Consider the following 25920-nt stretch of genomic DNA (forward strand, 5'->3'; position numbering starts at 1 on the left):
CTCCGCCGGGGGGCGTCGGCGCGGTCGGTAAGTCCCTGTTTCCGAAATAAGATCGGCGAAACCCGCACCGTACGCACCCTTCACGGTCCGTTTAACGAAATATTCTGCTTTTTTGCGCAGTTTCCCCTCCAACGTAGCCAAGCGGAGAGAGAAATGAGCATCCAGGCACCCATCGGTCTGCCCTGCGGGGACAAGGGTTTCATGAACGGTTACCTCGAGGCGTTGTCGCTGGTGGAGCGGTTGCACCGTCTGCTGCTGGACGTCATCAAGGACGAGTTCGAGCGCGTCGGCGTGCTCGAGATCAATGCGGTGCAGGCGCTGCTGTTGTTCAACATCGGCGACAACGAGGTGACGGCGGGCGAGCTGAAGTCGCGCGGCTACTACCAGGGGTCCAACGTCAGCTACAACCTCAAGAAACTGGTCGACATGGGCTACATGCACCATAACCGGTGCGAGATCGACCGCCGTTCCGTCCGGGTGCGGCTGACCGAAAAGGGGCGTCACATCCGCGACGTGGTGGCGACGCTTTTCGCGCGTCATGCCGTCGGGCTCGAGGATCGCGGCGTTCTCGGGCCGCAGGGCATCACCGACATCACCGGCGCGCTCAAGCGGGTGGAGCGGTACTGGTCCGACCAGATCCGCTATATCTACTGACGGGGCAGGGGGGCGGCGTCCGACACGACCAGCCCCTCCATCTCCTCCAGCAGCTTTTCCTTCATCGCGCGGGCATAGTCGGCATAGCCGATCGCCGTGCGGACAAAGGCGCCGGGACCCATGATGACTTCCGCCCGGAAGTACGAGGACAGCTCCGCGATCTCGGCCTGGCGGATGTCGCCCGTGGCCGGGTCGTCCACCCCGATCACCAGCGCGTTGATGGTCACGCCGCTGTCCTGAAGGGTCGGCTTCACGCTGCGCGGGCGGGGGCCGAGGTTGGACTTCCCGTCGCCCGAGATGTCCAGCGTCCGTTTCCAGCAGCCGCCCTGGCCCTGCAACCGGCGCACACCGTCGGCCATCGCGACACCCAGCGCGGTGCCGGGGGTGGCGTCCCGCCGCTCGGTGCCGCGCAGGTGTGCGATCACCCCGTCCAGCGCCGCGGCACCGTCCAGCGTGACCCAAGGCACCAGTTCCGTCTGATCCTGCGGCCCGCTCCACTCGAATACCGTCAGGCGGATCGGCGCCTCCGGCATGGACAGGATGCGGGCGCGCACTTCCGGGCTGTCCAGTGCCTCGGCCACACCGTCGATCTGCTGGCGGTACTCCCGCGCGTCCACCGACCCCGAGACATCCAGCGCCAGCGCCAGCGCCTGCCGGCACTCCGCCTGCGCCACCGCCGGGGCCAGCGCCAGCAGCAGGCCAAGGACGGGCAGGCATTTCATCCGTCCCGCTCCGCCTGCGTCAGCCCGCCGATGGCCGCCGGTGACAATTCGCGCACCAGTTTCTGCCGCATGGCGCGGGCAAAATCCTCGAACCCGTCCGCCACCACCAGAAACGCGCCCGGCCCATGCAGCACTTCGCGCCGGTAAAAGGCGATCAGCCCCACTTCGCCTTCGAAATCCGCCGCGTTCACCGCCAGCCCGTTCACGGTCACCCCCTCGAAGGGGAACTCGCGGTAGGCATTGGCGGGGGGAAACCCTTCGTTGTTCTGCCCGTCGCCGGCCATGTCCAGCGTCTTGTCCAAACAGTCGGGCGCACGCGCGAGCATGCCCGCCCCATAGCCCAGCGCATACCCCATCGCGGTCGGAAACTCGCTGTGGCTGCGGTCGCTGGCCGCCACCGTTTCCGCCGCGCGGGTCAGGGCATCGGGGCTGTCGATCAGCGTCCAGTCCAGCACGACCGACTGGTTCCAGCGCCCCGACCATTCATAGACCGCCAGCGCTACCGGCAGATCCGAGGCGAAGAACGCCTCGATCACCTCGGGCGCGACGAGCGCCGATGCGGTGCCGCCGCGCTGCAACCGGTCCTCGCGCGCGTCGACCGAACTCGACACGTCAAGCGCCAGCAGCAGCGCAAGCCGGCACTCCGCCGCGCCCGCCGGCGCCGCGAGCAGCGCCAAGAGGGCGGCGGCCCTTACCAATGGCCGGTGTTCTCCATGCTGGCCCAGGGTTCCTGCGGCGGCAGGGCATCCCCTTCCTGCAACAGTTCGATCGAGATGTTGTCGGGGCTGCGCACGAAGGCCATGTGCCCGTCGCGCGGGGGGCGGTTGATGGTGATGCCGGCGTCCATCAGGCTCTGGCACATGTCATAGATGTTCTCGACCGTATAGGCGAGGTGGCCGAAATGCCGGCTGTCGCTGGGCAGGCCGTCGTCGCCGTCCCAGTTGTAGGTCAGTTCGACATCTGCGTGACCGTCGTCCATGCCCGGCGGGCAGAGGAACACCAGCGTGAACCGGCCGCCCTCGTTGTCCATCCGGCGCCGTTCCACGAGGCCCAGCTTCTTGTAGAAGTCGATGGAGGTATCCAGGTCTTTGACGCGCACCATGGTGTGCAGGTATTTGATCGGCATGCGGTTTCCTTTTGTTCGCCGGACCTAAAACAGCGATTGAAACCCGATGTTCAGTCCGAAATTCCGTGTCTCGAAGCGGCTGACGTTCGAATTGGTGCGGCTCGCCTCGAGTGTAAGTTTAGGGGCGAAGCCATAAGTGTCAAAATCCACGAAGAGCAGCGAGCCCGAAACCGTCGCCTTGATGTCGCGCCGCGCCTCGGGCGTGTACAGCGGATCGTCGTACTGGCGCAGCTCTCCCGATACCGAAAGCAGCGCCTGCGCCCCCATGAACGGCTGGGAAAACGCGTATTGCAGCCCCGCATCCAGCCGGGTGTGCGCGATGGCGCGGCTGTCGCTGTCCGTCCGGCTGATCCGCGCATCCCAGCTGAGCCGGTCGCCGGTGGCCACGGGTCTGCTCCAGCGTCCGCCCAACGCGTAGGTGTTGTTCGATCGGATGGCCGCATCTTTTCGGTCCGAATGACCCAGCCGCGCCTCCCAGGCAAAGCTGCGCCCCGCGTCGCGCTGAAAGGCCTGCCGCCACTCGATCTCGTATTCGTCGGCGAACTGGCGGTCCCCGGACCACAGCTGCCCGAAGCTGAAGGCGATGGTCTGGCGCGGCGCATCCGGGCCGGTGGTCCAGTCACGGCCCACGCGGGCCTGCAACTTGCGAAACGCATAGTCCGAGGCATCGACGCCCGCGGGCACATTGTCGTCGGTAAAGACGACATGGCTTTCGGTCCAGCGCAGGGCGGCGAAGTTGCGGTGCGTGGTGGTCACGCCGAAATTGTAGCGCAACGTGGTGTCAGAGGTGACCGAAAACCCCGAGATCGGCACCGCCGCGGGGTTGGTGAAGATCAGCCCGCCCAGCACGAAGGTGTTGTCGCGCGGGGCGTTGTTGACGTTGTCGCTGGGATTGATCCCGAAAGAGACGTCGACCGACCACGGGTTCGTCGTGCGCACGAACTGGTAGTCGCGCACGGCCCTGTTGCGCATCCGCGCCGTCGGCGCCACGTCCGCCGCACGGCGCAGCCAGAACTGCGCGCGGGTCTTCTTGCCGTCCGATGACAGCGCCTGCGCCATGGCAAGCGCGGCGCCGTACTTCTCGATGTCCCGCTCCGTCGCGCGCCAGGCGTCCCGGGCCGCCCGCTGCGCCGGGCCATAGCGTTCGAGCACGCGCAGGGCATGGGCATGGACGATCAGGCTGGGGGCGTCCTGCGGATCACGGGCGATCAGCACGGTGGTGATCTCGGCCGCCGCCCGCGCCTGACCGGTCGACAACAACCGCGCCGCCGCCAGCCGCGCCTCGTCCGGGTCCAGCGTCGTCTGGGCGCCCCCCGCGCTCGCCAGCACCAGGCCGAGGATGCCGGACAGGACGAGCCGTTTCATCACTGCTCCGCGATGAATCCACCCGTCTCGCGGATGCCGTTGTTGTTGTTGCCGGGCGAGCCCTCGACAAAGAGGATGCCGGCGATCTCGCTGCCGTTGGGGCCCGCCAGCACACCTTCCCAGTTGCCCGAGCGGATCACCTGGCCGCCCACCACTTCGGAGGCATCGCCCGTGCCGATGGTGGCGTTGGTAAAGTCGATGGTGGAATCCTGCAGCGAGATGAACCCGTCCAGCGCGCCGATGGGCTGGCCCGCATCGTTGTAGAGCGCCCGGTTCGTCACGAAGCCGCCCACGGTGCCGGTGTCATCGAAATCGTCGAAATCCACCGCCAGTTCCACCTCGCCGGTCACGTAGGTGATGACGTTCTCGCCGCTCGGTCCTGCGTTCAGGTTGGTCCGCACCCCGGCATATTCACCCGAGTAGGAATAGATGCCCGTCGCGGGCAGGTTCGGCGCGCCGCCCAGCCGCTGCGCCCCGGCCCCGCCATAGCCGAACTGGATGTAGGCGGGCGTGCCCACCGCCGCCACCTGCGACGCGCCGCTGTCCGAGCGGCGGAAGACCGCGAAATACTGCACCTCGTTCGACCCCGGCGCCGGCGCGCTCTGGTAGGCGTCGAAGCCGTTGCTGAACTGTTCGGTCGGGATGCGCTGATAGGCGTTCTGCGGATCGTCGAAGGGGATGTTGTTCAGCGTCAGCGTGTCGGTCGCGGCGTCGTAGGCGATGTTGTTCAGCGTCAGGAACTGGCCCTGCTCGTCGAGATACACGCTCCCCGATGCGCCGTCGGCGCCGCCCTCGTCCACGGCGTCCCCGCCAAAGGGGGGTGTGCCGCCACAGCCTGCAAGGCCAATCCCGAGCGCAAGGCCCATCCATAGACGTGTCACGTTATCTGCCCTCAAAATATATCTTTGTTTTGTGCGACCTTTCCAAACCGGGGCGCGGCTTGTCAACGCGCGATGGCGCGGGCGGGGCACTTTCCACGCACAGTGCTACCGAAAAACAATACCCTATATCGCGGTTCCGATGCCGCTGCCCCGCAGATATAGTGAATCGCGAATCCCAAGCCCATCACAGGACCGCCCGCATGACCCTCACGCCCGAGCAACAAGCCGAAATCGACGCCCTGCGCAGCCAGACCCAGCAGACCCTGCGCGCCACCGTGCCGGGGATGGAGGCGCATCTCTACAAGGCGTACGAGGTGCTCGACCACGGTTTCATCCGGGTGATCGACTACATGGGCGACGATTCCGCCATCTGTCAGGCGGCGCGCGTCAGCTACGGCAAGGGCACCAAAAGCGTCCAGAACGACGAGGGGCTGATCCGCTATCTCATGCGCCACTGGCACTCGACACCTTTCGAGATGTGCGAGATCAAGCTGCACGTCAAGCTGCCGGTCTTCGTCGCGCGCCAGTGGATCCGCCACCGTACCGCCAACGTGAACGAATACTCGGCCCGCTACTCGATCCTCGACCGCGAATTCTACATCCCCGCGCCCGAACACATCAACGCGCAGTCGGTGGTCAACAACCAGGGCCGCGGCGGCGTGCTGGAGGGCGAGGAGGCCGCCCGCGTGCTCGAGATCCTCAAGGCCGACAGCAACCGCGCCTACGACCATTACGAACAGATGATCAGCCAGGAAGGGCAGGACGGTCTGGCCCGCGAACTCGCCCGCATGAACCTGCCCGCCAACGTCTATACCCAGTGGTACTGGAAGGTGGACCTGCACAACCTGTTCCACTTCCTGCGGCTGCGCGCTGACGCCCACGCGCAGTACGAGATCCGCGTCTACGCCGACGCGATCTGCAAGGTCGTGGCCGACTGGGTGCCCGCCGCCTACGGCGCGTTCGAGGATTACCGCCTGGGGGGAGCCACCCTCTCCGGCAAGGCGCTGGACTGCGTGCGGCGGATGCTGAAGGGCGAGGAGGTGACGCAGGAGAACTCCGGCATGTCCAAGGGGGAATGGCGGGAGTTTGAGGGGGTTTTGAACGACCCCGCGTAGCGGGGGCAAAACGCTCCAGTGGAGTGTTTTGAGTGAAAAACGGGCGCGCAAACTTGCGCGGCCAGGGCAAATCGGAAATGCCATGTGCGCGAGAAGGATAGGTACCGCAGAGTTTTTTGAGGCCAACCCGTTCTGCTGTTTTTGTGGTGGAACTGTAATCGCGACTACTATTGAACACGCACCCCCAAAGGTCTTGTTTAGGAATAAGTATAGGCTCAAGGGATTGGAGTTTGCTGCCTGTGAACGCTGTAATATGGGGCGCTCCGACTTGGACAACGTCGCGGCATTCTTTTGCATACTTTCTGGGGCTGGTTTTGACACTGGTCTTATCGACGACTATTGGGAACGCATCGCTCAAGGCGTTAAGAACAACACGCCCGAAGTCCTGGACTACATTGGTACTCTTGATGCACCGGAGGTCTGGGATATTGGCTCTGGCCCGGAGCATTTGCATAAAGTCGGTATAAATAAGAGACTCTATGTCGATTGGCTAAATCCTTGGGTTGCGAAGCAAGCCTGTGCGCTTTGGTACCATCACACGAGAAAAACAATCACAGAAACCATGTGCATCTTAGTCAGATGGATGGATATGGAGGGAATACTTAAGGATGGAATTCCCGAAAGTTTGATTGAAGTCGCGCCATCTCGTGGCGCTTTACAAATGGGTAAAATGAACTCTTCGGATCAATTCGCTTACCGTTATAATCTTAATCCAGCCGAAGGCATTGGTATAGTTATTTTGGGTGCTCACGGAAGTTCGGTTGCGTATGCGTTAATAATGTCGAAAGGTCATATGTTGGAAAGATATCGCACACGCTATCGTGGCGACCTCTTTGCGACGTCAGCTCAAAGGGGGATCGAATTGTGGAGCCCCTATGAGACCGGGTTCATTCGAGCGGATAGCCAAATGGGACCATTTCAGGGCATTTAACGTTGGAATACATGCCAAATCTCCGATTTGGCAGCGCCCGAACCGCCCCCACGGGGCGGGCGCTTCTCGCCCACCCCTCGGTTCGGGCGCGGTGTCATACTTATAGCGATCCGCTTGATGCAAAGGCCCCCGGGGCTCCGCCCGTCCCAACCTCAATTGGTCCCCCGGACCAATTGCCGGGCAAGCCCGGACCGGTTGTGACCCCCTCGGTCCGGGCGCCGGCGTACGCGCCCACCGACCGCCCCATAAATCAAAAATAAACCAGTATTAACAAAGATTTACCGTTACCCATGGGTAACCCCGACACGACAGATTGACACCGCCGGAAATCCCCCCAAACTCCGCACATGTTCGACCTGTCGCATCCCCCCGTGGATTTCCTCGAAAATCCCTTCCCGCATTACGACCGGCTGCTGGCCGAGGCGCCCGTCTGCCCGCAGCCCGACGGCTCGGTCCTCGTCAGCCGCCATGCCGATCTGAACGCGATCTACCGCGATACCGGCCTCTATATCTCCGACAAGAAGCAGGCCTTCGCGCCCAAGTTCGGCCCCGGCTCGCCGCTCTACGAACACCACACGACCAGCCTCGTGTTCAACGATCCGCCCCTGCACACCCGCGTGCGGCGCATCATGACCTCGGCGCTCACGCCCAAGGCGCTGGCGCGGATGGAACCGGGGCTGATCGCCACGGTGGACACGCTGCTTGATTCCATGCCCGAGAACCCCGACCTGGTGGAGGATTTCGCCTCGACCATCCCGATCCAGATCATCGGCAACCTGCTGGACGTGCCGATGGCCGAACGCGCGCCCCTGCGCGACTGGTCGCTCGCCATCCTCGGCGCGCTGGAGCCCACCCTGACCGACGCGCAGCTCGAACGGGGCCATGCCGCCGTGCGCGACTTCAAGGCCTACCTGCAGGACCTCATCGCGCGCCGCCGCGCCGCCCCCGGCGACCCGGAGACCGACGTGCTGACCCGGCTCATCAAGGGCGATGACACCGGCAGGCTGACCGAGGTGGAACTGATCCAGAACTGCATCTTCATCCTGAACGCGGGCCACGAGACGACGACGAACCTGATCGGCAACGGCCTTGCGCTTCTGCACGACCATCCCGATCAGAAGCGCCGCCTGATGGACGATCCCGCGCTGATCGACACCGCGGTCGAGGAAGTGCTGCGCCTGCGCTCGCCCAACCAGTTCGGCAACCGCGAGACGACCGCCCCGGTCGAGATCGGCGGCCACGCGATCCCGGCGGGGACCAACCTGCACCTGTGCATCGGCGCGGCCAACCGCGACCCGGCAGTGTTCGACGCCCCCGGCACCTTCGACATCGCGCGCCGGCCCAACCGCCACCTCGCTTTCGCCGGCGGGCCGCACGTCTGCGTGGGGCTGACACTGGCGCGGATGGAGGGGCGGATCGCCATCGCCCGCTTCCTGCGCCGCTATCCCGGTTACGCGCTGACGGGCGATCGCGTGCCGGGCGGGCGCATCCGGTTCCACGGATACCGTCACCTGCCGGCGCGGCTGGGCAAGGCGCGCGGGCAATAAACGCTGGACAGGTCGCGGTGCCCCGGTCAAACTCGGGCCGTGACACAGCTACGATACACGAGGGGAAACATGCGTCTTTCAACCGGGGCGATGGCGGCAGTCGCCATGACACTCACCACGCTGGTGCCTTCGCAGGGCGCGGCGGACGCCAAGATCTACGCCTACCCGTCGAAGGCGAACTATTGCCCTGCCGGGCTTCAGCCGATCACGATTTCAGGGGTGATCTGCTGCGGCACGCCGAACCAGAGCGTGACCTATCAGCAGGTGATGGCGCATCCGGTGCGCCGGCACAAGCCGGTCAGACATCATTACGTCCGCTCGGCCCGCGCCCATTGTCAGGCGGGCCTCAAGGGCTGCGACTGATCCGGTCGGCACGGTCCCGGCATGCGCATCCCGGGACCTGATCGGATCCGCGATGGTCAGAGAAGGCTGAGATCCGTCGCCATCTGGCGACCGTCGCGGCCTTCGGTCAATTCGTAGCTCACCTTCTGGTCATCAGCCAGACCTGTCAGCCCCGACCGTTCCACGGCCGAAATGTGTACGAAAACGTCGTTCCCTCCACCTTCGGGTGCGATGAAACCGTACCCCTTGGTCGTGTTGAACCATTTCACGGTGCCAGTTGGCATGATGTCCGTGCCTCCTTTGATCTTTGCGTTCCCGCCGCAGCAGGGCAGGCCCCGCAACAGGCGGCGCCCACAGGTAAAAAGATTGAGCGTCGGCACGGAAAATCAAGTTTCGGCGCCGAATTTCCTGCAATAAACTGGCCGGGAACGAGGAAAGGGCCCGTGAAATGCGCATCTACGGATTGAAGAACTGCGACACCTGCCGAAAGGCGCTGAAGGCGCTGCCGGGGGCGGAACTGGTGGACGTGCGCGCCGACGGCATGGACCCGGCGGTGCTCGATGCCGCGCTCGCGCAGTTCGAGGGGGCGCTGGTGAACACGCGGTCGGCGACCTGGCGGGGTCTGGACGAGGCGGATCGCGCGCTGCCCGCGCGCGACCTGATCCTCGCGCATCCCGCGGTGATGAAACGCCCGGTGATCGCGGTGGGGGATGCGCTGTTCCTCGGCTGGTCGCCGCAGACCCACGCGCAGATCAAGGCGCTGTCCTAGCGCCGACCGGCTCAGGCGGGCCGTCGCGCGCCGCGCAGCGCCCGGTCGAACGATACCGGCCCCGCGCCCTTGATGATCAGCACCACCAGCAGGAACAGCCAGAGCGCGCGCTGGTCCAGCAACAGGGCGTCGGGAAACCGGTCGAACCACGCACCCAGCGCGGCAGACTGCCCGTGTCCCAACAGATCGGTGATGGATTGCACCACGACGAAACAGGCCATCCCCAGGGCCGCGAGGCGGGTGAAAAGGCCCAGCACGATGGCGACGGGCAGGACGAATTCCGCCCATGTGCCCGCGACGACCACGAGGTGATGGAACAGGCCCAGCGCCTCGGTGTCATAGCCTGCCGCCTCGAAGGCCCGGGGAAAGATCTGCGCGTAGGCCCCGGGGGCTGGCACGAACAGGCCGGTGGGGCCGTCGCCCAGCTTGGTCAGGCCGGAATTGAGGTAGTAGACCAGCAGCACCGCGGCAAAGAGAAACCGGGCCAGCGTCGGCACCAGCCAGTCGGCCTGCGTCAACCGAAGCGCAAGGGCATCATAGCGTGAAACAAGCGGCGACATGTCTGTTCCTTTGTCAGGGGGCAGCGAAGGCCCCGGCCGTCAGGGCAGCGGCAAGGCTGGTGCCAAGATCGAAGCCCGGTGTGCGCAGCAGGGCGGCATCCACCGCGTCGCCCAGTGTCCGGCCCGCTGCCAGCGCTTCCAGCCAGTCGGCAGCACCTTCGGGCAGGGGATGCGGTGCGGGATCGTATTCGGGCCGGGTGACCAGCACGTCCTGCGCCACGTTGGCGGGCTTGGGCGCATCGGGTTGCAGGTTGTAGCGCCAGATGTCGTAGAGCGGCCAGCGCGAGCGGAGGATGCGGGTGGCGGGCGCGAGCGTCAGGGTCAATGCCGGAAGGTCTTCGGGCGGCATCGAGGACAGCGGGGCCGGGTCGAAAGGGGCCGCGTCCGCCGCGTGGTAGGACTGCCGCAGCGCGAGGTCGAGCCTGGCGGCGTCGGACAGGTAGCCGATATGGGCAAGGGGCGCGACACCGCGGATGAAGTCGGGAAGCGCCGCGCCGTAATGCATCATCACCGGGGATGTGGGCGGATGCGCCCGGACGAAATCGGTGGCGAGGCGGTCGAAGGCCTGTGGGCCGATCAGCCTGCGCACGAGCGGGAAGGCGGTGGTCATTGCCTCGACCAGCGACACCGTGACGTTGTTGCGGTAGACGGCATATCGCCGTTCTGCCGATGCCGACGCGCCACCGGACAGGCCGGGCGGCACCGGCGACGCCGGGTCCAGCAGCGCGGCGCGGAATGCGCGTTGCGAGGTCATCCGGCCAGCGCCCGGGCGGCGCGTCCGGCTTCGGCGCGCAGGGTCGGCCAGTCGGGAACGTCGTTGTCCCATTCCACCAGCACGGGCTGCGGGCCGGTCTGGCGCAGGGCGTGGTCAAGCAGGGCCCAGACCGGGTCGGCCACCGGTCGCCCGTGGCTGTCGATCAGCAGCGGGGCGCCATGATCGTCGGTATCCGTGTCGTGACCGCCCACGTGAATTTCCTTCACCCGGTCGGTCGGGTAGCTGTCGATGTAGGCCTGCGCGCTGATGCCGAGATTGGTGGCGGAAATGAAGACATTGTTCACATCCAGCAAGAGACCGCAGCCCGTTCGCCGGGTCAGCGCGGCAAGAAAGTCGCATTCGGACAAGTCGGACTCCTCGAATACGAGGTAGCTGGAAGGGTTTTCCAGCAGCATTTGCCGCCCCAGAACCTCTTGCACCTGGTCGATGTGGTCGGCCACGCGGTCCAGCGTCCCTTGGGTATAGGGCAGGGGCAGCAGGTCGTTCAGGTATTCGGCCCCGTGGGTCGACCACGCGAGATGCTCGGAGAAACTGGCCGGCTGCGCCCGGTCGCAGAGCCGTTTCAACCGGGCGAGATGATCGCGGTCGAGCGGCCCTTCTCCGCCGATGGACAGGCCGACGCCGTGCACGGACAGGGCAAAGCGTTCGGACAGCGCGCGCAACTGTGCCATGGGGCGGCCACCGTCGCCCATGTAGTTCTCGGCGTGGATCTCGACCCATTCGACGGGGCCGGGATCGGCCATCAGGTCAATGAAATGCCGGGGTTTGTATCCCACGCCGGGGGCATTCGGCAGCGGGTCTGCGAGGCGGGCCGCGTCGAGCATCCTGTCGCTCCGTCGTGTCGGGGGAAAGACCCCGGACGCGGCGTCCGGGGCCGGGGGCCGGGTCAGGCGGGCAGGTCGCGATCCAATGCCTCGAGCGAGCCGGTACGGGAGGTTCCGTCCGCCATGTCGGGCAGTTCGATCTCGGCGCAGGTGCCCTGATCCACGAGGGTCCAGGCGTTGCCCTGATAATCCTTGACGGAGGTTCCCGCGCAGGTGGTGCCGGGGCCTGCGGCACAGTCGTTTTCCCCCGCGAGGCTGACGCCGTAGCACTTTTCCTTGGAGGCGGCGTCGGCGCTGGTGGCGTGGGCGGTCATCGCGGCGGCGACGGCGCCCGCGATTGCGAATGATTTCATGGCGTTGGACATGGTTCCTCCTGTTGATGCAGCCAAAGACGGTGTGCCCCGACTAAAGCAGGCAGCCGGGACACGCGCCATTCACGACCGAGTGTGTCACGATTCTGTCAGGAACCGGATCGGATTCTTACGGTTCATTGCGTGAAACCGGGCCCTTGGGGGCGCCATTGTTTCAATCGGGGTCCGGGCGGCGTGGGCCGCCCGGCAAATGTTACATACCGCGCAGGTCGGGCGGGGTGGCTTCAAGCCCGAGTGTTTCAGCGATCTCCGTCAGGGCCGCGACGCTGGTCTGCTTTTCGCCCAGCCGGCGGACCGAGACCGTGCGTTCCTCGACTTCGCGGGCGCCCACGGCAAGGATCACCGGCACCTTGCCGACGGAATGTTCGCGCACCTTGTAGTTGATCTTTTCGTTGCGCATGTCGGCCTCGGCGCGGACGCCCTTGGCCTTGAGCGCCGCGACGACCTCGGCCACGTAGTCATCCGCTTCGGAGGTGATGGAGGCGACGACGACCTGGCGCGGGGCCAGCCAGAAGGGCAGCTTGCCCGCGTGCTCTTCGACGAGGATGCCGACGAAACGCTCGAAGCTGCCCAGCGTGGCGCGGTGCAGCATGTAGGGCCGGTGTTTCGCCCCGTCCTCGCCCACGTAGGTCGCGTCGAGCCGTTCGGGCAGGTTCGGGTCCACCTGGAAGGTGCCGCATTGCCAGACCCGACCGATGGCGTCGGTCAGGTAGAAGTCGAGCTTGGGGCCGTAAAAGGCACCGTCGCCCGGCTCAAGCGTGTAAGTGCGGCCGGTCTTGCGGATCGCCTCTTCGAGCGCGTTTTCGACGTAATCCCAGCTTTCCTCCGTCCCGACCCGCTTTTCCGGGCGGGTGGCGAACTTGATCTCGAACGTCGGGAAGCCGAGTTCGGCATAGATGTCGGCGAGGAATTCGATGAAGCGGGCACATTCGCTTTCGATCTGGTCCTCGGTGCAGAAGATGTGCGCGTCGTCCTGGGTAAAGCCGCGCACCCGCATGATGCCGTGCAACGCGCCCGAGGGTTCGTAGCGCGTGCAGGACCCGAATTCGGCCAGCCGCAGCGGCAGGTCGCGGTAGGACTTGAGCCCCTGGTTGTAGACCTGCACGTGGCAGGGACAGTTCATCGGCTTGAGCGCGTTGATCCGGGTTTCGGCCTTGTTGACCGCCGCCGCATCGTCGTTCTCGCCGTCGCGGCTTTCGTCGACTTCGACGATGAACATGTGGTGCTGGTATTTGTCCCAGTGCCCGGACATCTCCCACAGTTTGCGGTCGACGATCTGGGGCGTGTTGATCTCGTTGTAGCCGCCCGCGCGCTGCTTGCGGCGCATGTAGTCCTGCAGCGTGGTGTAGATGGTCCAGCCGTTGGGGTGCCAGAACACCTGGCCCGGCGCTTCCTCCTGCATGTGGAACAGGTCCATCTCGCGGCCCAGCTTGCGGTGGTCGCGCTTGGCGGCTTCCTCGAGCATGTTGAGGTGCGCGCGCAGCTTTTCCTTGCCGGTGAAGGCCACGCCGTAGATGCGCTGAAGCATCTGCCGCTTGCTGTCGCCGCGCCAGTAGGCGCCCGCGATGGACATCAGCTTGAACGCGTCGCCGGGCACCTGCCCGGTGTGTTGCAGGTGCGGGCCACGGCACAGGTCCTGCCAGTCGCCGTGCCAGTACATGCGCAGCGGCTCATCGCCCGGGATCGCCTCGATCAGCTCGACCTTGTAGGGCTCGCCGTTGTCCTCGTAGTGCTTGATCGCGCGCTCGCGGTCCCAGACCTCGGTGCGGACGGGATCACGGGCGTTGATGATCTCCTTCATCTTCTTTTCGATCGCACCGAGATCCTCGGGGGTGAACGGCTCCGCCCGGTCGAAGTCGTAGTACCAGCCGTCCTTGATGACGGGGCCGATCGTGACCTTGGTGTCGGGCCAGATCTCCTGCACGGCGCGGGCCATGATGTGCGCGAGGTCGTGGCGGACCAGTTCGTTGGCCTGTTCCTCGTCCGCCATGGTGTGGATCGCGATGTCGGCGTCGCCGTCGATGGGCCATGCCAGGTCGAAGTGCCGGTTGTTCACCGTCGCGGAAATGGCCTTCTTCCCCAGAGATTTGGAGATGTCGGACGCGACTTCGCCCGCAGTGATGCCTGCGTCGTAGTGCCGTTCTGCGCCATCGGGAAGGGTAAGAGTGATCTGGGCCATCTGGGCCTCCTCGTCGGTTTGGCGCCTACGAGACGCCCGGTTGCGGGTATGTGTCCGCGCGTTCTGGCAAGCGGGGGGAGGCGCGTCAAGGGGCCGTCTGGCCCGGCAGATTGCAATCCGGGGACGCAGGCGGTCTATTTCCGGCAGGAACCGGTCCGGTCGTCGGGCCGGCGCAACGGAGGATGACCCGATGGTGGAAGTGGAATGGCAGCGGCTCAAGGCACATGAGATCCGGAGGCTGGCAGCGGCGGACGCCGTGGTGATCCTGCCCGTCGCCTCGATCGAGCAGCACGGCCCGCACCTGCCGACGATGACCGACACGCGGCTGGGGCACGAGATCGCCATCCGGGCGGCGCGGCGCGCGTCTGAGACACGCCCGGTGGTGGTGGCGCCGGTGGTCTGGACCGGGTTGTCGGAGCATCACATGGCGTTCGGCGGGACGCTGACCATCGGGCCGGACACCTTTCGCGCGCTGCTGGGCGATCTGGTCGCCGCGCTGACGCGGCAGGGGTTCCGGCACGTCCTGATCGCCAATTCCCACGGCGGCAACACCATCGCCCTGCAGCAGATCTGCAACGAGCTGGCGGTGACCTCGCCCGCGACGCTGGTGATGACGAGCTATGCGTCGGAGGCGGCGGCCGAGATTAAGGAGCTTCTGGAGGATCAGGACGGGCTGCAGCACGCCTGCGAGGCCGAGACGTCCATGATGCTGGCCTGCGAAGGCGGACTGGTGGACGCAAGCGATCTCGCGGCGCTGGCCAGCACGCCGGGCAGGGCGTTCCTGAAGGCGGGAAAGGGATCCTATCGGTGGCGGCCCTTCACCCATCTGACGGGCAACGGGGTCGCCGGAAACCCGGCGCGGTCGAGCGCCGAGAAGGGCGAGCGGCTGCTGGAGGCCGGCGCGACGCAGATCGCGGCGCTCATCACGGACCCCGAGACATGGGCGGATCCGGAAGACCTGCGCCCCGGCGCGGTGGGCGGGGTGCCGTTCGGGGATTGAGTTCGGTCCGGGCCGCCCTATCTGCCGTTCTTGCCGACCCGAACCGCCACTGACGAAAGACCGCCGCATGTCCGCAACGCCCGCCCAGGACTCCTTCAGCACCATCGCAGGAACGGAGGAGGGCGACCGGCCGGACCCGCAGGAGGGGCGCAACGGCCTGCGCCACATCGCGTCCCTGTCGATGACCAAGGTCGCGGACGGATTGATCGACCCCAAGCTGGTGCTCGCGTGGCTGGTGACGGCACTGGGTGCGCCCGCCGTCTTTGCCGGGGCGCTGGTGCCGATCCGGGAGGCCGGCGCGCTGCTGCCGCAGATGCCGCTGGCGGCGGTGCTTCAGCGCATGTCGCGGCGCAAGTGGATCTGGGTGCTGGGCAGCGCGGGGCAGGGTGCCGCGGCGGCGTTGATCGTCCTCGCCGCGCTGACGCTGAAGGGCGACGCAGCGGGATTCGCGATCTGCGCCGCCTTGGCCTTGCTGGCGGTCTGCCGGGCCGCCTGTTCGGTGTCCTACAAGGATATCCTTGGCAAGACGGTCACCGAGACGCGGCGCGGCGCCGTCACCGGGCTGGCGGGGTCCGCGTCCTCTGTCGGGGTTCTGGTCTTTGCTGGGGTGCTGATCCTCGGGCCGGGGCAGAGCCGTGGCGTGATCGTCGCAGCCATTGCGCTGGCGGCGGTGTTCTGGGGGCTTGCGGCACTTCTGTTTTCCACCTTGGAAGAGGAAAAGAGCGAAAAGGGCAGCGGCACGGACGCCGATTTTTCCGTTCTGAAGGACGACCCGGCCCTGTGGCGTTTCATCATCGTCCGGGGCTTGCTGGTCTCGACCGCGCTGGCGCCACCTTACCTTGTGGTCCTGTCGGGCGAAGGGACGCTGAACAAGCTGGGTGCGTTGGTGCTGGCCTCGGCGCTGGCGTCGCTTGTCAGTTCCTACGTCTGGGGGCGGCTGTCGGATCGGTCCAGCCGGCGGGTGCTGATGTTCGCGGGGCTGCTGGGGGCGCTCGCGATGGCGGCCGCTGTCGTGCTCTGGTTCGTGGGGCTTGCGGCGCACTGGGCTGCCATGCCGCTGGTTCTGTTCGTGCTGATGATCGCCTACCACGGGGTGCGGCAGGGCCGGTCCACATACCTCGTGGATTTCGCCCCCGAAGAGAGGCGCGCGGCCTATGCCGCCGTCACCAACACCGTGATCGGGGCGCTCTTGCTGGGCGCCGGGGTGCTTGGGGGCGGTGCGGCCCTGATCGGGGCGCAGGCGACGCTGATGCTCTTTGCCGCGATGGCGGTTGCCGCGTTTTTCATCGGGCGGGGCCTGCCCGAGGCGGAAGCGCGATGAATACCGAAGTATACGTTGACTGCGACGCTTAACGGCGTAAATACGACTTGTGGACCTTGCACTTATACCCGTGAAGGAGAGCGGTATGCCTAGCTACAACCGGACATTCGATCTTTCGGTCGCGGACCTGGACATGATCGAGGAATCCCTGCGCGCGCGCGGGCGCGAACTGTCCCGGATGCGCCTTGCGCTGAGCGGCGACAATCCCGCCGACATGGAATCGATTCGCGTGATCGAGGAAGATCAGCGCGAGAACGAGGAACTGCTTGGGCGGCTTCACGATCAGAAGATCTTCTACCGGCCCAAGAAGTCCACTTACATCGGCGGTTGATCTCAGGCGGCCCGCGCGGCGAAGACCGCGTAGGCCATGAGCAGGCAGCAGACCCATCCGGCGGAGAAGATGATCGGGCGCAGCGGCAACCGCGCGGCCCCCGTGATGTATCCAACGGCATGGGCCACCCGTAGCCAGAAAAAGACGATTGCGGTCCAGTAGGTCAGCGGGCCGAAGCCGTCGAGCCGGTCCACGATCAGCACCAGAATGGCAAATGGAATGCCCTGTTCCAGCAGGTTCAGGTGCGCGCGGTATGCGCGCTGGACCCATGGCCGGTGCAGGGCCGGGTTGCCGATGCGCACAAACCCGTCCGGCGCGTCGGCGGGCAGGGAGCCGGGCGGCGCGGTGTTCACGCCGACGATGTAGGGGATCCACAGCGATGCGGCGAGGACCATGAGGCCGGTCAGCACGGCCAGTTCTGTCGGGAGATTTTCCATCTCGCGTATCCTTTCAACAGGATGGGTTGATCACATCGCCGCCTTGATCGGCGTGCCGGTTTCCAGCCACGACTTGAGCGACGAGGCGAGGCGCGCCCAGCCTTCGGCGACACCTTCCTGCCCCGCGGGTAGGTCGTAGTGTTCGATGGTCAGCTTGCAGGTGTCGCCCTGTGGTTCGATGATGAAAGCCATCCGCGAGGCGGCGGCATCGGGGCCGAAGAACAAGGGTTCGAATGTGGCCTCGATCCTGGTCTTCGGCGTCACCTTGACGGGCCGCTGGATCAGCATGGTGCCGCCATCGGGGGTGAGCCAGCTCAGCCTTCCGCCCTCGCGGGCTTCGCCTTCCACCCGGTCGCACATGAAGTGGTAGGCGGCCATGCTGTCGGGGTTGCTGAGCGCGTCCCAGAGCGCGTCCTGGGTACATCTGATGAATGTCTGCATCACGAAATCGGGTTTGGTCATGTCAGTGTTTCCTTCGAGGGTTGCTTTGAGGTCGATCACCGCTCGGGCCACCGGTTTCGCGCGCATCGGCTCGATCCAGCGGTCAATGGTTTGTTGGAGAGGGACGGCGTTCAGGTAGTGGTATTTGAACCGCCCCTTCTTGTGGGTCACGACCAGCCCGGCCTCTTCGAGCTGGTTGAGGTGCTTCATCACGCCAAAGCGGGTCATATCCAGGTGTTCCGTCAATTCCTGCAGCGTCTGCCCGTCGCGCTGGCGCAACGCGTCCAGCAGGGTGCGGCGGGCAGGATCGGCAAGTGCCTTGAAGATATCGTCCATGAAAACCTTATAGGTGATTAATAGGTCACGTGACAATATGGTAACTTGATAATCTGGCGGTTGTCCTTCGCCGGCGCCCCGCGCATGATTGCGGCGAGACACGGAGGACCCATGACAGAGACCGCATTTCTGGAAACGAAATCAGGGCGTAAGCTGGCCTATCACCGTATCGAGGGGGTAGGCCCCTGCATCGTCTTTCTGGGCGGTCTGAAATCCGACATGATGGGCACCAAGGCCGTGTTTCTCGAAGACTGGGCGCGGCGCAACGGCCGGGCCTTCCTGCGATTCGACTATTCCGGGCACGGCGAGTCCTCGGGCGATTTCACGGATGGCTGCATCGGCGACTGGGCCGAGGACACGGCCGAGGTGGTGGCGGCGCTGACCGAAGGACCGATCCTGCCGGTGGGGTCTTCTATGGGGGGCTGGCAGGCGCTGCTGCTGGCCCGGTCGCAGCCGGAGCGGCTGGCGGGTCTGGTGACCATCGCGGCGGCGCCTGATTTTACCGAAGACGGCTACTGGGCCGGTTTCACGCCCGCCCAGCGCGCCCGGATCGAGGCGGGGCAGACGGTGGAACTGCCGTCGGATTACATGGAACCCTACAAGGTCACGCCGCGCATGATCACCGACGGGCGCAACCAGCTGGTGCTGCGCAGCCCGCTGCATCTGCCGTTCCCGACGCGTTTCCTGCAGGGCACCGCCGATACCGCCGTCAGTGTCGCGACAGCGACGCGGTTGCTGGAACATGCCACGGGGCCGGACATGCGGCTCTTGCTGGTCAAGGACGCCGATCACCGCTTCTCGGACGGTCCCTGCCTTGATCTGATCGTTCAGGCGATACATGAGGTATTGGCGTCAAATGTCTGAAAGAATGAAACAAAGGGTTTCCCTGATTACACTTGGAGCGCGCGACCCGGCGGGGCTGGCCGCCTTTTACGACGCGATGGGATGGCAGCGGGTGGAAAGCCCCGACGGGATCATCGCCTACGACCTGATCGGGCAGGCACTGGGGATCTACGCGATCGAGAAGCTGGCAGAGGACATCGGCGTGCCGGTCGAGCGTCTGGGGCACGGGGCCGCCACGCTGTCCTACAACGTCCGGGACAAGGCGCAGGTCGCCCCGCTGCTGGCGCGGGCCGAGGCCGCGGGAGGCCGCATCCTGCGGCACGCGCATGACATCTTCTGGGGCGGATACGTCGGCTATTTCGCGGACCCCGAAGACCATGTGTGGGAGGTGACACACAATCCTTACGCCCCGCTGTCGGCGGAGGGTGCCTTTCGCTGGAACGGCTACGGCTGATGCGCAAACCCGCCAGCATGTGGAGCCTTGAAACGCTCGGGCGGGTCCGACTGTCGAAACACTTCTTCATGCGCGATTTCCTCTATTCCGAGATCTCGGGCTTTCACGGCATCCCCAACGTGCCGGACGATCCCGATCTGGCGATCGCGAACGGGCGGGCGTTCTGTACCGCGTTGATGGACCCGCTGGAGGAAACCTTTGGCCGGGTCGCGGTGCGGTCCGGATATCGAAGCCGGACGCTGAACCGCTATGGCAACGAGAACGGGCTGAACTGCGCCAGCAACGACAATCCGATCGAGTGTCACATCTGGGACCGGGGCGCCGGCGCGGATGCGGTGGCGGGCGCCAGCGTGGTGATCCCCTGGTTCGCAGACCAATATGCCGAAGGGCGCGACTGGCGGGATCTGGCGTGGTGGGTGCATGACCATCTGCCCTATTCCGAGATGTGGTTCTTTCCCAAGCTCTGCGCGTTCAACCTGGCCTGGCGCCCGACGCCGAGGCGCACGATTTCCAGCTACATCGCGCCGCGGGGCACCTTGCTGCGCGCGGGGGCGGAACCGGAAGAAGATGCCGCCGCCCGTGCGCGGCGTTATGCCGATTTTCCGCCGCTTCGGGGCATCATCCTGCCGCAGGTTGCGGCAGCGCGCGCCCGTGATATAGATGATGCGGCGGGCAGGGGTCCGGATTGAAATACTTTTGAGATCAACAAGGTGCGCTGATTTATGGCCGAGCCTCTGGTCCTGTTGCCCGGCATGATGTGCGACGCGCGGCTGTTCGGCCCCCAGATCGCGGAACTGTCGGCGGATACCGCCGTGATGCTGGCCCCGATCACGCGGGGCGAACGCATCGAAGAGATCGCATCGGGCATCCTCGACCTGCTGCCCAAGCGCTTTGCCGTGGCCGGGCAGGGCATGGGAGGGGTCGTCGCCATGGAACTGCTGCGGCGGGCCCCCGATCGGATTACCCGAATATGCCTGATGGGCACCAACCCGCTGGCCGAGACGCCCGCCACTGCTGCCGACCGGGAGCCGCGGATCGTGCGGGTCCGTTCCGGCCGTCTGCTGGAAGTGATGCGCGAAGAGCTTCCGGCGTCGACGCTGGCACCGGGGGCGCAGCGGACCGATGTGCTGGAACTGGCTCTGGATATGGCTGAAACACTGGGATCCGAGATCTACATCCGTCAGGCGCGCGCCCTGCAGCGGCGGCGCGACCAGCAGGCAGCGCTGCGAAAATGCCGCGCGCCCGCGCTGATCCTCTGCGGCCAGCACGACACTGTCAGCCCGGTCAAGCGCCACAGTTTCATGGCCGAGCTGATCCCCTATGCCAAGCTTGTCGTTCTGGAGAACGCGGGGCACCTGCCGACGCTTGAGCAGCCGGGCGAGACCACGGCGGCGCTGCGGGAATGGATGAACCAGCCGCTGGTCCTGCGCTAGGGGCGCGACCGTTCGTTCAGCAGGCGGCTGCGGGTGCCCTGGGCAAGTACCGTGACAGGGCGGACCGGCGTGGCGCTATCGGTGTCGAACAACGGATTGTCCCGCCAGCGCCCGGTGATGCGCCGCAGCGCGATGCGCGCCACCGCCGCGCCGACCAGCCGTATGATGCCCTTGTGCCGTGTTTTGTCGTTGCCGGCAGGGATGAACGCCTGCGCCGTGACGGGGCCGAGCGCGGCAGTGTCGGCGATTGCGGCGGTCCGGATGGCAACAAAGGACATCCGGGGATCGCGCGGCGTGTTGAAGAGGGGTGTGCCGCAGCACGACGCGTACCAGCGCAGCAGGTTCTTTTCACCGAAGGAAAAGACCGCCAGATGTTCGCTGCCCTTCGTGAGGATCAGATGGTCGGGCGTGGACTGGAAAACGCCGACCGCACCGGGGGCCGGGTCGGGCTGATGCAGGTACAGTTCCGCCGCGCGGCAGTCCTTGCAGAAACATTCCGCGTGCGTGCCCATGCGGGGGGAGAAGTTCCGCAGATGCCCCTCGATCTGGCCACAGGTGCAGGTCAGATCGAGGGGCGCGCGGGTCATACCGGGGTGGAGGCCGCGGAATTGCCCTTCGGCTTGTCGGAGGCCTTGGCCGGTGCATTGGCGTTCGCCGTCTTTTTCTTGCGATATCCCGGCGGCGTGCGGTCCTCGTGGTCGTCGATGAAGTCGAGCACGAGCGGGCGGATGTTGTCGCGCCAGCTGCCGCCGGCGAAGATCCCGTAGTGGCCCGCACCCTGTTCGAGGTGGCTGGCCTTCTTGCTGTCGGGCAGGCCCGTCAGCAGGTCAAGCGCCGCGACGCACTGGCCGGGCGCGGAAATGTCATCCTTGGAGCCTTCGACGGTCTTGACCGCGACGGTGGTGATCTTGCCGATATCCACCCGCCGACCGGCAACGGTGAAGCTGTTGTTGGCGATCTCGTGGCTCTTGAAGATGCGTTCGACGGTGGAGAGGTAGAATTCCGCCGTCATGTCCATCACGGCGAGGTATTCGTCGTAGAACTTGTTGTGCTTGTCGTAGTCGTGCGCTTCGCCCCGGGCAACGCGGGCGATCTGGTCGCTGAAGGCCTTGAAATGGGTTTCGCCGTTCATGGAAATGAAGGATGCCAGCTGCAGCAGGCCGGGATAGACCTTGCGCCCGACGCCGGCGTACTTGAACCCGACGCGCTGGATCATCATGTGCTCGAGCTGGCCCATGGTGACGCTGTGGCCGAAATCCGTGACTTCGGTCGGGGCGGCGCCCGGATCGATCGGGCCGCCGATTAGGGTCAGGGTGCTGGGCTGTGCCTCGGGCTCTTCCTCTGCCAGGTAGGCGGTCGCGGCGAGGGCCAGCGGCGCGGGCTGGCAGACCGCGATCACGTGGGTCTTGGGGCCAAGGTGGCGCATGAAGTCGACGAGGTAGAGGGTGTAATCCTCGATGTCGAACTTGCCCGCGCTGACCGGGATGTCGCGCGCGTTGTGCCAGTCGGTGATGTAGACATCGCAATCCGGCAGCAGGCTGATGACGGTGGAGCGCAGCAGGGTCGCATAGTGGCCCGACATCGGGGCGACCAGCAGGACCTGACGGCGCGGCGTGCTCCGGCTGGGCGCGGAGAAATGCAGCAGGTCGCCGAAATCGCGCGAGAGCACCACTTCGGCCGTGACGACGTGATCCTGCCCGTCCTCGGCGGGGATGGGGGGAATGTTCCAGTCCGGCTTGACGACCATCCGGCTGAAGGTGCGTTCCGCCACTTCGCCCCACGCGGCCATCCAGTTCAAGCCAGGGTTTGGAAACATCGAGAAAGCAGGGTAGGATGCAAAGGCAAGCGCCGATGCGCCGAGCCATTGATTGGTATTCCTGACGGTCTCCATCAGGTCGTAAGATGCCATAGTCCGCATTTGGGTCTCCTTTGGGACCTGATTTGCGCATTCACCGGCCCGGTCCCTGAAGCGGTTCTTCAAATGCTGCACCTGCAAAGATAGGAGCAAAAGGTTAAGATGACAACTAAAAGCACAGGCGATACCGGATTGAGCGAGGCATCCCTGGCACGGATGGCGGCGAACATGAAGAAGGTCGAGCAGCTGACGGAACGCCTCGGGCAGGTCATGGCGCACCGCAAGACCCACCGGCAGGCGCTCGATGGACCGAACCACGATCTCTTTGCCAAGGCGCAGCAGGCCTACCTGACGGAGGCGATGACGAATCCCGCGAAGCTGATGGAACATCAGCTGGGTTTCTGGACCAAGACGATGACCCATTTCGTGGAGGCGCAGCAGGCGCTGGCCAAGGGGACGCTGTCCGCGCCCGAGGACAAGACACCGAGCGACCGGCGGTTCACCAATCCGCTGTGGCAGACGCATCCCTATTTCAATTTCGTCAAGCAGCAGTACCTCATCAACGCGCAGGCACTGGAGCAGGCCGTCGAGGACGTGACCGACATGGACCCGCGCGAGAAGAAGCGGCTGGCCTATTTCAGTCGGCAGATCATCGACATGATGAGTCCGACCAACTTCCTTGCCACCAACCCCGATGCGCTGGAGCGGGCGATCGAAACCGAGGGCGAGAGCCTGGTGAAGGGGATCGAGAACCTGATCTCGGACCTCGAGGCCAACGACGGCGAACTGATCGTGCGGCTGGCGGACGAGAAGGCGTTCAAGCTGGGCGAGAACATCGCGACCACGCCGGGCAAGGTCGTCTACCGCAACAAGATGCTGGAACTGATCCAGTACACGCCGACCACCGAGAAGGTGCACAAGACGCCGCTGCTCGTGTTCCCGCCATGGATCAACAAGTTCTACATCCTCGACCTGAAGGAACAGAACTCGCTGGTGAAATGGGTGGTCGACCAGGGCTATACGCTGTTCATGGTGTCCTGGGTCAACCCCGACAGCACCTACCGCGACGTCGGGATGGAGGACTACATCGAGGACGGGTACCTGGCCGCGATGCGCGAGGTCAAGGAGATCACCGGCGAGGATCGCATCAACGTCGTGGGCTACTGCATCGCGGGCACGACACTGGCGATGGTGCTGTCGCTACTCAAGCAGCGCGGCGACGATACGGTGAAATCCGCGACCTTCTTCACCGCGCTGACCGATTTCTCGGACCAGGGCGAATTCCAGCCCTTCCTGACCGACGATTTCATCGACGGGATCGAAGGCGAGACCAGGGACAAGGGGATCCTGCCATCGGTCATCATGGCGCGGACCTTCTCGTTCCTGCGGTCGAACGACCTGGTCTATGGCCCGGCCGTGAAGCACTACATCATGGGGGAGACACCCCCGGCGTTCGATCTTCTCTACTGGAACGGGGACGGGGCGAACCTGCCCGCGAAGATGGCGATGCAGTACCTGCGCGGTCTGTGCCAGCGCAACGAGCTGGCCGAGGGCGGCTATGACCTGCTGGGCCACACCCTGAAACTGGACGATGTCGACGTGCCGCTGTGCGCGGTCGCCTGCGAGACCGACCACATCGCGCCGTGGAAGGACAGTTTCCGCGGGGTGCAGAAGATGGGATCCAGCGACCGGACCTTCATCATGACGCAGTCGGGTCATATCGCGGGGATCGTCAACCCGCCGTCCAAGAAGAAATACGGCCACTACGTGAACCCGTCGCTGGAAGGGGATCACACGCGCTGGCTGGAAGAGGCGAAGTTCCACGAGGGGTCGTGGTGGCCGCGCTGGGAAAAGTGGCTGAAGAAGCGGTCGGGCACGCGGATTTCGGCACGCACGCCGGGCGACGACGGGCGCAAGATCCTGTGCGATGCCCCGGGCGACTACGTGGCGAAGAAGGCAAATAGCTGATCTCGCTGTCATTTTCTGCATGCGCGAGGAATTATGCTGCAATGCAGAAAAAACCTTGAAATGCTGCGACGCAGCATGTATATACTTTAGGCAGACGCGGAAAGCTGGGTTCACCACTGGACGCGGAAGGCGGGGATCGCCCCCGTTGAAGTAAACAGAGTAACCTGAAGGATATACAGAGATGACCAAGACACCTGATATGACCGCGATGTTCAAAGACGTTATGGGCTCCTTCCCGGTCGACACCGCCGCAATGGAAGGCGCGTTCAAGACAAGCGCGACCCTGAACGAGAAACTGTCCGGCGTGGCGCTGAACGCCGTCGAGAAATCCACCGAGGTTTCCTCCAAGTGGACCAAGGACACCATCGCCAAGATGACCGAGATGTCCAAGGCGAAGGCCGAGCCTGCCGACTATGCCAAGGCGATGTCCGAGTTCGCATCGGCGTCGGCCGAATCCGCCGCCGAGCACATGGCCGCCTTTGCCGAGATCGCGAAGAAGGTCCAGATGGACACCGTCGAACTGATGATGGCCGCCGGCAAGGACATGCAGGAAGAAACGACCGCCGCCATGAAGAAGGCGTCGAACGACGTGCAGGCCGCCACCAAGAAGGCGACCGCGAAGTAAGAGAAGACGCGCGACCCCATTCCCTGATCGGGGGAGCCGAAGGGCGGGTGCTGATGCACCCGCCCTTTCTTTTTGTGAAACATGGGCCTAAGCTGCAATGCAGCACGTATTCGGGAGGATGACTGTGGCGGACCAACCCAAGCCTTTGCTGATCAAGCGCTACGCGTCTCGGAGGCTTTATAACACCGAGACCAGCGATTACGTCACGCTGGAGGATATCGCGGGATTCATCCGCGATGGCCGCGAAGTGCAGATCGTGGATCTCAAGTCGGGCGACGACCTGACGCGGCAATACCTGTTGCAGATCATCGCCGAGCACGAGAGCCGGGGCGAGAGTGTGCTGCCGGTGGAAGTGCTGAACGACCTGGTCCGCAGCTACATGTCCGGCAACGTATCGGTCGTGCCGCAATTCCTGCAGGCGTCCTTCGACATGCTGCGCGACGGTCAGGCCAAGATGATGGAGAACATGTCGTCGATGAACCCGATGGCGACGATGCCGGGGATGGAGGCGGTCAAGGCGCAGCAGGAAGCCTTCATGAAGGCGATGACCGCCGGATGGGGCGGCAAGGGCGGGATGGGGACCACGATGCCCGAGATGCCGTCGAAGGACTCCGAGCCGTCAGAGAGCGCCGAGGATCTTGACGCGATCAAGAAGCAGCTGGCCGAGCTGCAGGACAAGCTCTCACGGATGAAGTGATCCGACAGCCGGGGTGCG

31 protein-coding genes are annotated in these 25920 nt (G+C 65.0%); 16 read left to right on the forward strand and 15 right to left on the reverse strand.

Annotation, left to right across the window (positions count from 1 at the left end; all coding sequences use genetic code 11):
- The first annotated feature begins 153 nt into the window (after nucleotides 1–153).
- Entirely contained in the window at nucleotides 154–654 is a 501-nt protein-coding gene (locus BOO69_RS05375) for a MarR family winged helix-turn-helix transcriptional regulator (RefSeq protein ID WP_071971000.1), read from the forward strand.
- Here BOO69_RS05375 and BOO69_RS05380 read toward each other — a convergent pair.
- The 5 genes from BOO69_RS05380 to BOO69_RS05400 are packed head-to-tail and all read right to left on the reverse strand — an operon-like array spanning nucleotide 648 to nucleotide 4748.
- A complete protein-coding gene (locus tag BOO69_RS05380; RefSeq protein WP_071971002.1) occupies nucleotides 648–1376 on the reverse strand; it encodes a DUF1194 domain-containing protein in 729 nt (242 codons plus the stop codon). The genes BOO69_RS05375 and BOO69_RS05380 overlap by 7 nt on opposite strands.
- On the reverse strand, nucleotides 1373–2074 hold the full coding sequence (locus BOO69_RS05385) for a DUF1194 domain-containing protein (RefSeq protein WP_071971003.1): 702 nt from the start codon (nucleotides 2072–2074) through the stop codon (nucleotides 1373–1375). The genes BOO69_RS05380 and BOO69_RS05385 overlap by 4 nt, the downstream gene beginning before the upstream one ends.
- Nucleotides 2068–2502 (reverse strand): VOC family protein, encoded by a 435-nt coding sequence (locus BOO69_RS05390; protein WP_071971005.1) that lies wholly within the window; start codon nucleotides 2500–2502, stop codon nucleotides 2068–2070. The genes BOO69_RS05385 and BOO69_RS05390 overlap by 7 nt, the downstream gene beginning before the upstream one ends.
- A 24-nt stretch (nucleotides 2503–2526) precedes the next feature.
- Nucleotides 2527–3867 carry a surface lipoprotein assembly modifier gene (locus tag BOO69_RS05395; RefSeq protein ID WP_071971007.1) on the reverse strand — a complete coding sequence of 447 codons (1341 nt, stop codon included), beginning with the start codon at nucleotides 3865–3867 and terminating at the stop codon, nucleotides 2527–2529.
- Nucleotides 3867–4748, reverse strand: a complete 882-nt coding sequence (locus BOO69_RS05400) for a hypothetical protein (RefSeq protein ID WP_156874865.1) — start codon at nucleotides 4746–4748, stop codon at nucleotides 3867–3869. Before BOO69_RS05400 ends, BOO69_RS05395 begins: the two co-directional genes overlap by 1 nt.
- A 200-nt stretch (nucleotides 4749–4948) precedes the next feature.
- Here BOO69_RS05400 and thyX point away from each other — a divergent pair, with 200 nt between their 5' ends.
- The 4 genes from thyX to BOO69_RS05415 all read left to right on the forward strand — a co-directional run bounded on the left by thyX (nucleotide 4949) and on the right by BOO69_RS05415 (nucleotide 8704).
- Complete coding sequence (gene thyX, locus BOO69_RS05405; RefSeq protein WP_071971011.1) at nucleotides 4949–5863, forward strand: FAD-dependent thymidylate synthase; 915 nt, start codon at nucleotides 4949–4951, stop codon at nucleotides 5861–5863.
- Nucleotides 5864–6131: 268 nt separating this feature from the next.
- A complete protein-coding gene (locus BOO69_RS22975; RefSeq protein WP_156874866.1) occupies nucleotides 6132–6794 on the forward strand; it encodes a hypothetical protein in 663 nt (220 codons plus the stop codon).
- A 347-nt stretch (nucleotides 6795–7141) separates the two neighbouring features.
- Nucleotides 7142–8341, forward strand: coding sequence for a cytochrome P450 (locus BOO69_RS05410; RefSeq protein WP_071971013.1), 1200 nt, complete (start codon nucleotides 7142–7144; stop codon nucleotides 8339–8341).
- Nucleotides 8342–8410: 69 nt separating this feature from the next.
- Entirely contained in the window at nucleotides 8411–8704 is a 294-nt protein-coding gene (locus BOO69_RS05415) for a hypothetical protein (protein WP_237267572.1), read from the forward strand.
- 56 nt (nucleotides 8705–8760) lie between these two features.
- Here the strand turns inward: BOO69_RS05415 and BOO69_RS05420 are convergent, their stop codons facing one another.
- Nucleotides 8761–8967, reverse strand: a complete 207-nt coding sequence (locus BOO69_RS05420; protein ID WP_071973656.1) for a cold-shock protein — start codon at nucleotides 8965–8967, stop codon at nucleotides 8761–8763.
- 164 nt (nucleotides 8968–9131) lie between these two features.
- On the opposite strand from BOO69_RS05420, the gene BOO69_RS05425 reads away from it, so the two are divergent.
- The gene (locus BOO69_RS05425; RefSeq protein ID WP_071971014.1) at nucleotides 9132–9452 is read left to right on the forward strand and encodes an arsenate reductase family protein; all 321 of its coding nucleotides are present in this window, start codon (nucleotides 9132–9134) and stop codon (nucleotides 9450–9452) included.
- A gap of 11 nt (nucleotides 9453–9463) precedes the next feature.
- On the opposite strand, the gene BOO69_RS05430 is transcribed toward BOO69_RS05425, so the two are convergent.
- From BOO69_RS05430 to thrS, 5 genes are all read right to left on the reverse strand, one after another.
- Nucleotides 9464–10012: a DoxX family protein gene (locus BOO69_RS05430; RefSeq protein ID WP_071971016.1), complete on the reverse strand. Its 549-nt coding sequence runs from the start codon at nucleotides 10010–10012 to the stop codon at nucleotides 9464–9466.
- A 13-nt stretch (nucleotides 10013–10025) separates the two neighbouring features.
- On the reverse strand, nucleotides 10026–10766 hold the full coding sequence (locus tag BOO69_RS05435) for an HvfC/BufC N-terminal domain-containing protein (protein ID WP_071971018.1): 741 nt from the start codon (nucleotides 10764–10766) through the stop codon (nucleotides 10026–10028).
- On the reverse strand, nucleotides 10763–11611 hold the full coding sequence (gene bufB, locus BOO69_RS05440) for an MNIO family bufferin maturase (protein WP_071971020.1): 849 nt from the start codon (nucleotides 11609–11611) through the stop codon (nucleotides 10763–10765). The genes BOO69_RS05435 and bufB overlap by 4 nt, the downstream gene beginning before the upstream one ends.
- 62 nt (nucleotides 11612–11673) lie before the next feature.
- Nucleotides 11674–11976 (reverse strand): BufA1 family periplasmic bufferin-type metallophore, encoded by a 303-nt coding sequence (locus BOO69_RS05445; protein WP_071971023.1) that lies wholly within the window; start codon nucleotides 11974–11976, stop codon nucleotides 11674–11676.
- A gap of 199 nt (nucleotides 11977–12175) precedes the next feature.
- Complete coding sequence (thrS, locus tag BOO69_RS05450) at nucleotides 12176–14161, reverse strand: threonine--tRNA ligase (protein ID WP_071971025.1); 1986 nt, start codon at nucleotides 14159–14161, stop codon at nucleotides 12176–12178.
- 190 nt (nucleotides 14162–14351) lie between these two features.
- Here thrS and BOO69_RS05455 point away from each other — a divergent pair, with 190 nt between their 5' ends.
- From BOO69_RS05455 to BOO69_RS05465, 3 genes are all read left to right on the forward strand, one after another.
- Nucleotides 14352–15161, forward strand: a complete 810-nt coding sequence (locus BOO69_RS05455) for a creatininase family protein (protein WP_071971027.1) — start codon at nucleotides 14352–14354, stop codon at nucleotides 15159–15161.
- Nucleotides 15162–15228: 67 nt separating this feature from the next.
- Nucleotides 15229–16482 (forward strand): MFS transporter, encoded by a 1254-nt coding sequence (locus BOO69_RS05460; protein ID WP_071971029.1) that lies wholly within the window; start codon nucleotides 15229–15231, stop codon nucleotides 16480–16482.
- 85 nt (nucleotides 16483–16567) lie between these two features.
- The gene (locus BOO69_RS05465; RefSeq protein ID WP_071971032.1) at nucleotides 16568–16813 is read left to right on the forward strand and encodes a hypothetical protein; all 246 of its coding nucleotides are present in this window, start codon (nucleotides 16568–16570) and stop codon (nucleotides 16811–16813) included.
- A gap of 2 nt (nucleotides 16814–16815) precedes the next feature.
- Here BOO69_RS05465 and BOO69_RS05470 read toward each other — a convergent pair whose 3' ends face one another.
- Nucleotides 16816–17250, reverse strand: coding sequence for an MAPEG family protein (locus BOO69_RS05470; protein WP_071971034.1), 435 nt, complete (start codon nucleotides 17248–17250; stop codon nucleotides 16816–16818).
- Nucleotides 17251–17280: 30 nt separating this feature from the next.
- Complete coding sequence (locus BOO69_RS05475) at nucleotides 17281–18027, reverse strand: ArsR/SmtB family transcription factor (protein WP_071971036.1); 747 nt, start codon at nucleotides 18025–18027, stop codon at nucleotides 17281–17283.
- 111 nt (nucleotides 18028–18138) lie between these two features.
- Here BOO69_RS05475 and BOO69_RS05480 point away from each other — a divergent pair, with 111 nt between their 5' ends.
- From BOO69_RS05480 to BOO69_RS05495, 4 genes are read left to right on the forward strand one after another with little or no spacing between them, the layout of a single operon-like run.
- Complete coding sequence (locus BOO69_RS05480; protein WP_071971038.1) at nucleotides 18139–18891, forward strand: alpha/beta hydrolase; 753 nt, start codon at nucleotides 18139–18141, stop codon at nucleotides 18889–18891.
- A gap of 4 nt (nucleotides 18892–18895) precedes the next feature.
- A complete protein-coding gene (locus BOO69_RS05485) occupies nucleotides 18896–19324 on the forward strand; it encodes a VOC family protein (protein WP_071971040.1) in 429 nt (142 codons plus the stop codon).
- Nucleotides 19325–19341: 17 nt separating this feature from the next.
- Entirely contained in the window at nucleotides 19342–20013 is a 672-nt protein-coding gene (locus tag BOO69_RS05490) for a hypothetical protein (protein ID WP_071973657.1), read from the forward strand.
- A 33-nt stretch (nucleotides 20014–20046) separates the two neighbouring features.
- Complete coding sequence (locus BOO69_RS05495; RefSeq protein WP_071971042.1) at nucleotides 20047–20757, forward strand: alpha/beta fold hydrolase; 711 nt, start codon at nucleotides 20047–20049, stop codon at nucleotides 20755–20757.
- Here BOO69_RS05495 and BOO69_RS05500 read toward each other — a convergent pair.
- A complete protein-coding gene (locus BOO69_RS05500; protein ID WP_071971043.1) occupies nucleotides 20754–21344 on the reverse strand; it encodes a DUF6151 family protein in 591 nt (196 codons plus the stop codon). The two genes, BOO69_RS05495 and BOO69_RS05500, sit on opposite strands and share 4 nt — an antisense overlap.
- Nucleotides 21341–22675 carry a polyhydroxyalkanoate depolymerase gene (gene phaZ, locus BOO69_RS05505; protein WP_071971045.1) on the reverse strand — a complete coding sequence of 445 codons (1335 nt, stop codon included), beginning with the start codon at nucleotides 22673–22675 and terminating at the stop codon, nucleotides 21341–21343. The genes BOO69_RS05500 and phaZ overlap by 4 nt, the downstream gene beginning before the upstream one ends.
- A 99-nt stretch (nucleotides 22676–22774) precedes the next feature.
- Here phaZ and BOO69_RS05510 point away from each other — a divergent pair, with 99 nt between their 5' ends.
- The 3 genes from BOO69_RS05510 to phaR all read left to right on the forward strand — a co-directional run bounded on the left by BOO69_RS05510 (nucleotide 22775) and on the right by phaR (nucleotide 25902).
- The gene (locus BOO69_RS05510; protein WP_071971046.1) at nucleotides 22775–24580 is read left to right on the forward strand and encodes a PHA/PHB synthase family protein; all 1806 of its coding nucleotides are present in this window, start codon (nucleotides 22775–22777) and stop codon (nucleotides 24578–24580) included.
- Nucleotides 24581–24761: 181 nt separating this feature from the next.
- A complete protein-coding gene (locus tag BOO69_RS05515) occupies nucleotides 24762–25205 on the forward strand; it encodes a phasin family protein (RefSeq protein WP_071971049.1) in 444 nt (147 codons plus the stop codon).
- A 124-nt stretch (nucleotides 25206–25329) separates the two neighbouring features.
- Nucleotides 25330–25902 (forward strand): polyhydroxyalkanoate synthesis repressor PhaR, encoded by a 573-nt coding sequence (phaR, locus tag BOO69_RS05520; protein WP_071973658.1) that lies wholly within the window; start codon nucleotides 25330–25332, stop codon nucleotides 25900–25902.
- Nucleotides 25903–25920 lie beyond the last annotated feature (18 nt).

This window comes from Sulfitobacter alexandrii (assembly GCF_001886735.1).
GTDB classification, from domain to species: domain Bacteria; phylum Pseudomonadota; class Alphaproteobacteria; order Rhodobacterales; family Rhodobacteraceae; genus Sulfitobacter; species Sulfitobacter alexandrii.